The organism is Frankia sp. CeRuru1, from assembly GCF_977966315.1.
Window position 1 is genome coordinate 1 of sequence record NZ_CDWWEW010000199.1, and the last position, 9,240, is coordinate 9,240.

Here is a 9,240-nt window from a genome sequence, read left to right on the forward strand (position 1 = left end):
GGGCACGAAGGATCTCGACCGCGGCATGTCGATCGATGACGGTATGGTCGGACTGATTGCCATAGGAGAGCAGGCAGTCGTAGCAGCCCCGTTCGCAGCGCTCCCGGGCGCCCGGCGCCCGGTCGGTGTCCTCCCCGGTCTTCGGATCGAAATGGACGATGCGCAGCGCCTCCTCCGCCACCGCCGCCAGCGCCTCCGGCTCGTCATGCAGGCGGCGCAGCACGCCCGCGCCGCCCTCCGCGCTCTCGACGAAGAGCATCCGGCCCCGGCCGTCCGGGTCGGGCAGCCGCTGGGACTCCAGCTCCGCGTCCTCGAGCTGGAACAGCGCCTCGATGCCGCGTTCGAGCGCGTACCGCACCGAGGTCGCCACCTCGTCGGAGACCGGCCGGGCGAGCCGGACGACGGCGATGTTGCGCCGGTCCTCCACGTACGGGATGATTTTGCGGGCCCGCGGGTCGTCGGCGAACTCGTCGAGACCGGACTCCTCCTCCGTGAGATCCCCGGCCCGGAGCTCGCCGGCCCGTCTCTCATTCAGCCACCGGCCGTTGACGGTGTCGAGCCAGTAGCCGACGTCGTTCTTGTCCGCCCGCCGCCGCAGGCCCTGGTTGATGATCCGGATCGTCGCGGTATCGCCGTAGACGAACTCGGCGAGGTCCTCCCCATCCGGGCCGCGCACGTCCGCGGCGAGCCGTCCCGGCCGGACCCCGTGCCGGCTGAACCGGAAGGTGGTGAGCAGGTCGAAACCGGCCCGGCGGCGCTCCTCCTCGTCGGAGGAGATCCGTCGGCGATGGGTGGTGGTCACCGTCTGCAGGTGCATGAGCCCGGCCCGGCCGCCGCCCAGCACCGTGCCACACTCCTCGCACCGGTTCACGGCCGCGTCGCGATGATGCCAGTAGCCGCAGGACTCGCACAGCCGTGCCTCGATCGTCGCCACCGATCCGGGGACGCCGTGCTCCGAGCCGGGGACCTGGACGCTGGTGACCTGGTACCGCCCACCCTCGTGATAGATCAGCGCGCCCGGGCCGAACTCACCGACCGCGATGAACCGGGGCCGTTGGATGTAGGACCCGTCGCCCCGCCGGCTGCCGGGAATGTAGGCGGCCAACGGCAGCCGGGGGAAGGAATAACCCGGTAGGAAACCCTCGGAGGCGAAGTAGCGGTAGGAGTAGAAATCACTGAAGAGCTGCTGGTCGGGGGAGTCGTTGGTGAGCAGGTGCAGGCGCTGCTCGGCCTCGTACCGACGTCGGCGCGCGGCCGCCCGCGCCTTCGACTGGGTGGACCGGTCGAGCACCCGGCGGTTCTGCTCCCGCTGGTCGACGATCGCCTGCCGGTACATCGCCCGCCACCGGTCGCACGCTCCGTCGAACGCGAGGAACGCCCCGTTCACGACGTCGGGTATCCACCGGTCGTACCACCAGGGGCTGTTCTTCATCTCCTCGGCGAGCACCGCCTCGGCCCGCCGCACCGTGCGGGCCCGCACGGCGGGGTCGTCCAGGTGAGCGGCGAGATCCTCCCGGATCGGCAGTGGCAGCTCGCCGCGTGGGCCCTCGGCGGTATCGAGGACGTCGGTGAGCCCGCGGTGCAGGCTCGCGCCGCTCTCGGCGAGCCAGATGGCATGCACGTGCGAACGGACCAGATCCTCGTTCGCGAGGTCGAGCCGGGGCAGGGTCACGCGACCGGCGACCATCAGCTTCGACCGGCGGAAGTAGTACTGGTCGTGCGCGCTGCCGGTGGAACAGTAGGTCGTCACGAGCGCCGGCTGGCCGCTGCGCCCGGCCCGGCCCGAACGCTGCGCGTAGTTGGCCGGGGTCGGGGGGACGTTGCGCATCATGACGGCGTTGAGGTCCGCGATGTCGACGCCGAGCTCCATCGTCGGCGAGCAGTAGAGCAGGGGCAGCCCGCCCTCGGCCGGGTCGCCCCCGCGGCGGAACGCCTCCTCCCGGTCCTGCCGCTGCTGGGCCCGGACCTGGGCGGTGTGCTCGCGGGCGACGATGCCGGCGAGCTCCGCGGCGGCGTGCGAGTACAGATCGCGGAAGAACGGGTTGACCCGTGCGCCGACGGTGTCGTCGACCACGCGGCGCAGCGGGTCCTCCGCGCCACGTCGACCGCCCCCGGCCCGCCAGATGAGCGCCGACGCCTTCACCCGGTAGCCCGCCGGGCCCCGTTGAGCCCGCGCGTAAGCCCGCGCGCCGCCGCGGGCCGGCCCGGTGACCATCACCTGCCCGATCAGGCCATGGCGCTCCAGCACCGTGAACAGGTCGTGGATCACGGCCTCGGCGTCGTCCGTCCGGATCCGGCCACGGTGGCGCGGGAACTCGTGCGGTCGGCGCAGGTAGCGGCCGAACGCACCACGACCGGTGACGTGTATGGCGTCCCGCGTGCCTCCCCGGCCGCCCGGGAACGGGTAGGCGGTGCGTTCGAGCACCCGCGGCTCGTCCCCCGACACCGCCCAGACCCCGCGGAGCAGATGGTCGGCTGTCTGGACGATGCGCTCGTGGCCAGGCTGGGTGAGGGCGTCGACGTCGACGGCGAGCGCCCGGCGCATCTCGTCCAGCAGGATGCGGGCGAGCAGCGCCCGGTGCTCGGGATCGTCGTCGCGCAGCAGGGCATGGGTTGTCGCCCACGACGCCTGGTGCTGGGCGATCTCGTCCAGGTCCACGTAGTCGAAGGTGATGAGGCCGGTCTGCTCGAGGTTCGGCATGGTCACCCGCCAACCTCGTTCGAGGTCGGCGTAGACGCGGTACCCGATCGCCGCCCGCAGCGCCCGCAGCACGTTGTCGCGCTGGCTGAACACCGGCTCCTCGATCGCGGAGAACGACCGCATCGGCAGGTCCAGCGCATCGGTGACACGCTCGGCAACCGAGTCGAACCGCAGGCCGGCGGGGCCCGCCGCGCGCGCGGCCCGGTACAGCGCGCCGCGTAGCTGGGTGACCTGCACGAAGTCGTTGAGATGCCCGGCCTGCAGGCTCGCGTCCTGGCGGTTATCGACGAAGGTGAGCAGCTTCTTGGCCCGGGAGTCCAACGCCTTCTGGCGCCGCAGGTTACGCACGATGCTGGTGCTGACCAACGACACGGCCGAGCTGCGGCCCTCGGCGGCGAACGAGGCCAGCTTGGCGAAGTCCTGGGCCCGCAGCTGCTCGTACGAGACCCGGCAGCGCAGGCAGAACCGGAACGGCGCCGGGATGAACCAGGCCGTCATCGGCTCGGACGCCGCGGAACCAGACGCCGCGGAACCGGACGCCGCGGAACCGGACGCCACGGAACCAGACGCCACCGAACCGGACGCCACCGAACCGGACACGTCACGAAGGAACACGGCGCGCTCGCCGTCCGTCTCGACCTCGCTGCCGTCCGCCGTCACCCGGACCCGGCGCGGCACCTGATCGGCGAGTCTTGGCAGGACGAACGAGTGCCCGTGCTCGTCGGCGTCGAACCAGGTGTCCGGAAAACGCCCTTCGGCAATGGGATCGGCAGGCCAGGGATGATCCTCGCTCACATAGAGATAGCCGAGATCGGCTTCACTTTCAACCGCGACCGACTCCCGGCGGGCGGTATAGCGGCGAGGGGTGTCCCTGCTGCGCGCGACGACGAGATATTCCTGACCACATTCACGACAGAAGGCCAGCGGCAGCAGTACCTTGTCCCGCGATCCGGGCACACTCACCTGGTATTGACTGGTAATATACCGGACCATCGTCGGTTCCAGACTGACGTGGACCGTGTCCCCCTTGGAGAGGAACTGGTGCAGGCGAAAGGCGAACAACGGTCTGCCGTGCTCCGGATGACGCACCGCCGCGCCCTCGACGAGCATGGCCTGAATGGCGCCGGCACAGGTTTCCACCGGGAGATCCGTCCGCTCGGCGAGCTTCTCGGCGGCAGCGGCCAGGGTCGTCGGGTCCTCCCGCACCAGCCGGTCTCCGGGACCGAGAGCCAGACCGAAGGTGTCCTCGACCCAGATCGCCAGCGGATCGCCCGCGAGCCGCGCAAAGGGCTGGGGCCGCCCCCCGCTCGGCGGTGGCGCGCCGGTTGGGTCGAGCGGTACCTGCTCACCGACCCGCACCGGCGGCCCGGCATCGATGGGCTCGGCATCCATGGGCTCGGCATCCATGGGCTCGGCATCGATGACCCGGGCCCGCAACTCCACGTCACTGACCGGTCGCCACGCCGTCGCGCGTTCGAGCGTCTCACCGATGACCCGGTCGGGCCGAACCTCCGTGCCGAACAACCGACCCGCCACGACGGCGACCTCGCGGCGCATCTCCTCGAAGGACGCCTTTCTCGACATGGTGGCCGAGGTACCGACACACTGCATGTCCGGTGCTTCGCACGCGTCCCGTACCCGTCGGGTGAGCAGTGCGACGTCAGCACCCTGACGGCCGCGGTAGGTATGTAGTTCGTCGAGGACGAGGAAACGAAGGCCGGCGGCTGCCCCGATCAGAGCCTGGCGCTCGTGCGGCCGGGTGAGGATATACTCGAGCATCACGTAGTTCGTCAGCAGTATGTCGGGGCGCCGATCCAGGATCCGCTGCCGGGACTCGGCCGATTCCTGCCCGGTGTACCGGTTGAAGGTGACCGACCGGCCATCCACGGGTAGTCCCCATTCGAGATACTTCTGCAACTCGTGGAGCTGGCTGTTCGCCAGCGCGTTCATGGGGTAGACCACGATCGCCGAGATGTGGTTCGGGCGGGGGTCACGGAGGACGGAATCCACGACCGGAACAATGTAGGAAAGGCTTTTACCGGATCCCGTGCCGGTGGTGAGCACATAGCTGCCGCCGTCCCGGGCCGTCTCGATGGCTTCCCGTTGGTGCCGATACAGCGTCAGCGACCGCCTGCCGGGATCGTCGGCATCCCTCTTGACCCGGAAGAATCTGCCGCAGTCGGGGTGCAGCAGACCCGTGCCGACCAGTTCGTCGACCGTGCCGCCGGAGGCGAACGCAGGGTTGAGCGAGATCCACGGGTCAGGCCAGCGGACCTTCGCCGCCCGCTCCTGCTCGAGATAATCTCTGATCTTCTCGTCGCGAACCTCGACGAGGGAGTCGGTGAAGGCCGCATAGTCCTCGATCAGGCTCCGATGAGTCTCGAAGACCTCCACGTACTCCCTGCCCTCCTACCCGCCAGGTCCGAACAGTGTCCGGCCAGCACATCCAGGTCGGGCGCGGCGGGCCGGGTGCGTCTGTCGTCGTACCCTACGGTGATCGGCGCCCACCGTCCGGCATGACGGACCGGCTTCTGCTTCTGGTGGATCCGCCGCCTGGCCTGACCCGGCCTGGACCGGCCTGACCCGGCCTGGACCGGCCCGGCCTGACCACGGCACACCGTGGGCTGTTCCGGTGGGTGTCTGTCCAGAGGCCCCGGGCCCGATTCGTCCTTGTGGACACGCACGGCCACACCGGGAACCTTGCCTGTCCAGAGGCTTCGACGTCCCTTTTATCCCTCTGGAAAGGCAAGAGAGGGGGGCTGGCTACTCGGCTATTCGAAGCGGGGCGGCTGGCCGGTCGCCTCGAGGACGGACATCCACAGATCGCCGGCCGGGTCGACCTGGTTGCGCTGGCTGATCGCGAGCGGGATCGGGATGTGGATGAACCGCCGCCGCCAGCGGCCGACGACCATCTCCGTGCGGCCGGACATCGCGGCATGCACGGCCGCGTGGGCGAGCCGGATCGTGTAGACGCTGTCGTACGGGTTCGCCGGCACGCTGCGGATCACATAGCTGGGGTCGATGTACTTCAGGTTGAGCTCGATACCCTCGGCGTCGAAGTACTCCTTGATCTGGCGGGAGAGCTCCGGGCCGATGTCGTGCAGCTTGCGGTTCCCGGACGCGTCGGTGCTCTCCGGCTGGCCGACGACGAGCTCCTGGCCGGCACCCTCGGCGACGACGACGACGGCGTGGCCGCGCTCGGCCACCCGGCGACGCACGTAGTTCAGCAGGCCGCCGTCGCCCTCCAGCTTGAACGGCAGCTCCGGGATGAGCACCACGTCCGCGTTACTCTTCGCCAGCGTCGCGTAGCAGGCGATGAATCCCGAGTGGCGGCCCATGAGCCGGACCACGCCGAGCCCGCCGGGCGCGGACGTCGCCTCGGCGTGCGCGACCCGGATGGACTCCGCGGCCTTGCCGAAGGCCGTCTGGAAGCCGAAGCTCTGGTCGATGTAGGGGATGTCATTGTCGATCGTTTTCGGGATGCCGACCACGGCGATCTTCTCCCCGCGCGTCTCGGCCTCCCGGGCGATCTGCCCGGCCCCGCGCAGGGTCCCGTCACCACCGATGACAAACAGGATGTTGATGTTCATCCGGGAGAGGCAGTCGACGATCTCGGCGGGATCCTGCTGACCGCGGGAACTGCCGAGGATCGTCCCGCCGTCGTCGTCGATGTTGGCGACGCTCTCCGGGGTGAGATCGACGACGTCGTGGCCGTAGCGGGCGATGAAGCCCTGGTACCCGTTACGGAACCCGAAGATCCGCCGAACCCGGTAGTGCGAGGTCAGCTCCAGCACCAGACCGCGGATCACGTTGTTCAACCCGGGGCAGAGCCCACCACAGGTGACGATGCCCACCCGGGTCTTCGACGGGTCAAAGTAGATCTTCCGGCGCGGCCCGGCCGGCTCGAATCCGGGCAGGTCGTCGAGCGCGACACCACGCGAGGAGATCATCAGGGCAGTGTCGTCGTAGAGGACCTTGTCCGACTCATCGATATAGTGCTGCGTCGTCGGCCGCTCCCCCAGCAGCGGCAGGAGCGGGGAATCAATCCGGCAGACCCCCAGGGTCTTGACCGCCAGATCGGCATTATCCACCAGTATTGGTGCACCCACCGTTACCCGGCCCTCACGTCTCGATCGGCACTACATCAGTCTCGGTGACTTCGCTTCATACTTACCTGGACCAGAGGAGCACGGACGCCCCCGATCATCCCAGGTCTCTCCACACCGAGAGTACCGACCCAAACCACCCACCACGGCCCCGTCGACCGGATAACCCGCAACCTGCGGACGGAAACAATGGCTTCATAGGCGCGAAACCGGCGTAACAACCTGCCAACCCCGTCCCGACTTGTCCGAGGCGGACACCTCCGGGCGATGCGAGCAGGCCGTCCGAGCCGGATAACCCAAACTAGACCAGACCGTACCCGGGTCCGGACCCGGATACGGACCCGGATCCGGAGGCCCCGCGACGTTGGCGGCCGCGACGGCCGGGAGACGGTCAGCTTATGCAGTGACCACCATCGCGCGGCGGCCGAATTTGGGGGAGCCAGTCACGGTCCAGGGACCGCAAACCGTGCTCAGGTCCCCCAGATTCGCCGGCCGGCAGCCGGCAGGTCACCGCGCTCAGGACAGCCCGGCCCGGTGCGCGCGTCGCCAGAAGGCACCCCCACCGAGCAACAGCGCCGCCAGTACGGCGAGGACGCTGATCTGCCCACCGGTATAGGAAAGCGAGTTCCCGCGGGGATCCGTCCCGGTCCTGTCCGGGGCGGGGGGCCGGGACGCACCCGTGCCGGCGGACGCTCTGGAGTCCCCATCACCACCACGGCCCTGGTCCCCATCACCGCCACCGCTGCCGCTGCCGTGGTCGCCGCCGCCGCTGCCGTGGTCGCCGCCGCCGTCGAGAGCCCGGAGCGAGACCTGGTCCGGCACCTCGTCGATGGAACGCGAGCTTTCCGCCACGGAACGCGACGGGCCATCCGCGGGGCGCGAAGCCGCGACCGGAACCGCGGTCAGCACAACCAGCATGCTCGTGAGCACGGCGGCACCGCCGGAACGCAATCCCATGGTGGTTCTCCCCCAGCAACCCGACTCGGCGCAGCCCGACCAGACGACGTCGGACCAGACGACGTCGGACGGTACCGATAGTCACTATGCGTGTCCAGAAGACGACAGGATCGACACGCCGACGGTTCGCCGCCCCACGTGCGTCCCTGGTAGCGGATCAGGCGTCGGCCTCGTCCGGCGTGGGTGTGGCCACGGGCGGAAACGCGCCGCCCGTCCCGGGCAGCCTCCTCGGGCAGCCTCCTCGGGCAGCGGTCCGGGCGGGACAAGCCGGAAGCCGGCGATTGTGTCGGAGACAGGTCGTAAGGTCGATCAGGCGGAGGCACGGACGGCCGATGGCGTCGCGCCGCCGCGCCCTGACCCAGCCCCCGGCCGAGGAGCCCGATGTCCGCCCGTGATCAGGTCCGTGGCCGGTCGCTTCGGCTCTTGGACTACCTGGCCGCGCTCGCCGCCGAACGGCGCGGTGCCCCCCGTCGCCAGCTCGCCGAGTACGTCCCCGCTCCGCTCCTTCCGGCTGACGTCCCGTCCCATCCGGGGATCCGGTTCGGCCCGACAACGCAGCGGGAGAGCTGGCTGGAGGTCGCCCGGCTGCCCCAGCCGGCCGCGCCGAGCTGGCCACCCCCGCTCGACCGCTACCTGGCCGGGACGGTGGTGAGCCCGGACGCCCCACCTACCATCCCCGCCCATCTCCTGGACGCGGAGGCCGTCGAGCGGACCAGGGAACGCGAGCCTCCCGCTCCCGGCGTCCCGGGCGAGGAGCGGGACGCTCCGCCGGGCGCCGTCGCCCTGCTCGACGCCTGGGTGCGTCAGGTGTGGCGGCCGTGGGCGCCCGGGGCACGCGCCGCCCGCGACGCGCGCGCCCTCTACCAGCGCCTGTTCGACCTGCGCCTGCGGCTGCAGCGCGAGGCCGCGACCGTGGAGCTGGCCTGGGGGCAGTCGGTGCTGTGCTGGCGGGTCGGCGACGCGACGATCATCCATCCGCTGCTCGTCACCCGCATGGTGCTGACGGTCGATCCGGACTCCGGGGTCATCCGGCTGCATCCCGACGGTCCGGCGAGCCTGGAGACCGAGCCCCTGCACGGCCTCGGCCTCCCCGGTCTGGACGAGATATCGGCCCTGCGCGACCGGCTGCGGACGGCGCCGGCCGATCCGTGGGATGCCCCGGCCCGGGCCGAGCTGCACCGCCAGATCCTCGCCCCGCTCGGGCTGGACGCCCGCGCGACCACCGGTCCGGTGCCCCCGCCGGGGCCGAGTCCCGTCCTGGTCGACACCTGGGCGGTGTACGTGCGGCCGCGGCCGGCTCTGCAGGCGCAGTTCTACGCGGAGCTGCGGACCGCCCTCGCCGAACGGGACGTGCTCCCCGAGGCCATCGCCGCCGTGGTCGCCGACGACAGGCTCGTCGCCGCCGCGCTCGGCGCGGACGAGCGGGCCGACGGCGCCCACGCCGATCGAGGCCGTGGCCGGCGCGGTCACGACAAC

3 protein-coding genes and 1 pseudogene are annotated in these 9,240 nt (G+C 70.5%); 1 reads left to right on the forward strand and 3 read right to left on the reverse strand.

The window, feature by feature from the left end; all coding sequences use genetic code 11:
* From AC08OP_RS14905 to AC08OP_RS14915, 3 genes are all read right to left on the reverse strand, one after another.
* Positions 1 to 5,095, reverse strand: a 5,095-nt coding sequence (locus AC08OP_RS14905) for a DEAD/DEAH box helicase (RefSeq protein WP_476614753.1), incomplete at its 3' end; no start/stop codon positions are given.
* A 377-nt stretch (positions 5,096 to 5,472) separates the two neighbouring features.
* Positions 5,473 to 6,810 carry an ATP-dependent 6-phosphofructokinase gene (locus tag AC08OP_RS14910; RefSeq protein ID WP_476614754.1) on the reverse strand — a complete coding sequence of 446 codons (1,338 nt, stop codon included), beginning with the start codon at positions 6,808 to 6,810 and terminating at the stop codon, positions 5,473 to 5,475.
* 513 nt (positions 6,811 to 7,323) lie between these two features.
* Positions 7,324 to 7,764 (reverse strand): hypothetical protein, encoded by a 441-nt coding sequence (locus AC08OP_RS14915; RefSeq protein WP_476614755.1) that lies wholly within the window; start codon positions 7,762 to 7,764, stop codon positions 7,324 to 7,326.
* Between the two features lie 381 nt (positions 7,765 to 8,145).
* Between AC08OP_RS14915 and AC08OP_RS14920 the strand changes: the two are divergent.
* Positions 8,146 to 9,240 (forward strand): annotated as a pseudogene (locus AC08OP_RS14920) (AAA domain-containing protein); the annotation flags it as partial.

Excerpts from the sequence above, each read along its gene's own strand:
- AC08OP_RS14915 (WP_476614755.1), bottom strand. The coding sequence starts at position 7,764 with ATGGGATTGCGTTCCGGCGGTGCCGCCGTGCTCACGAGCATGCTGGTT.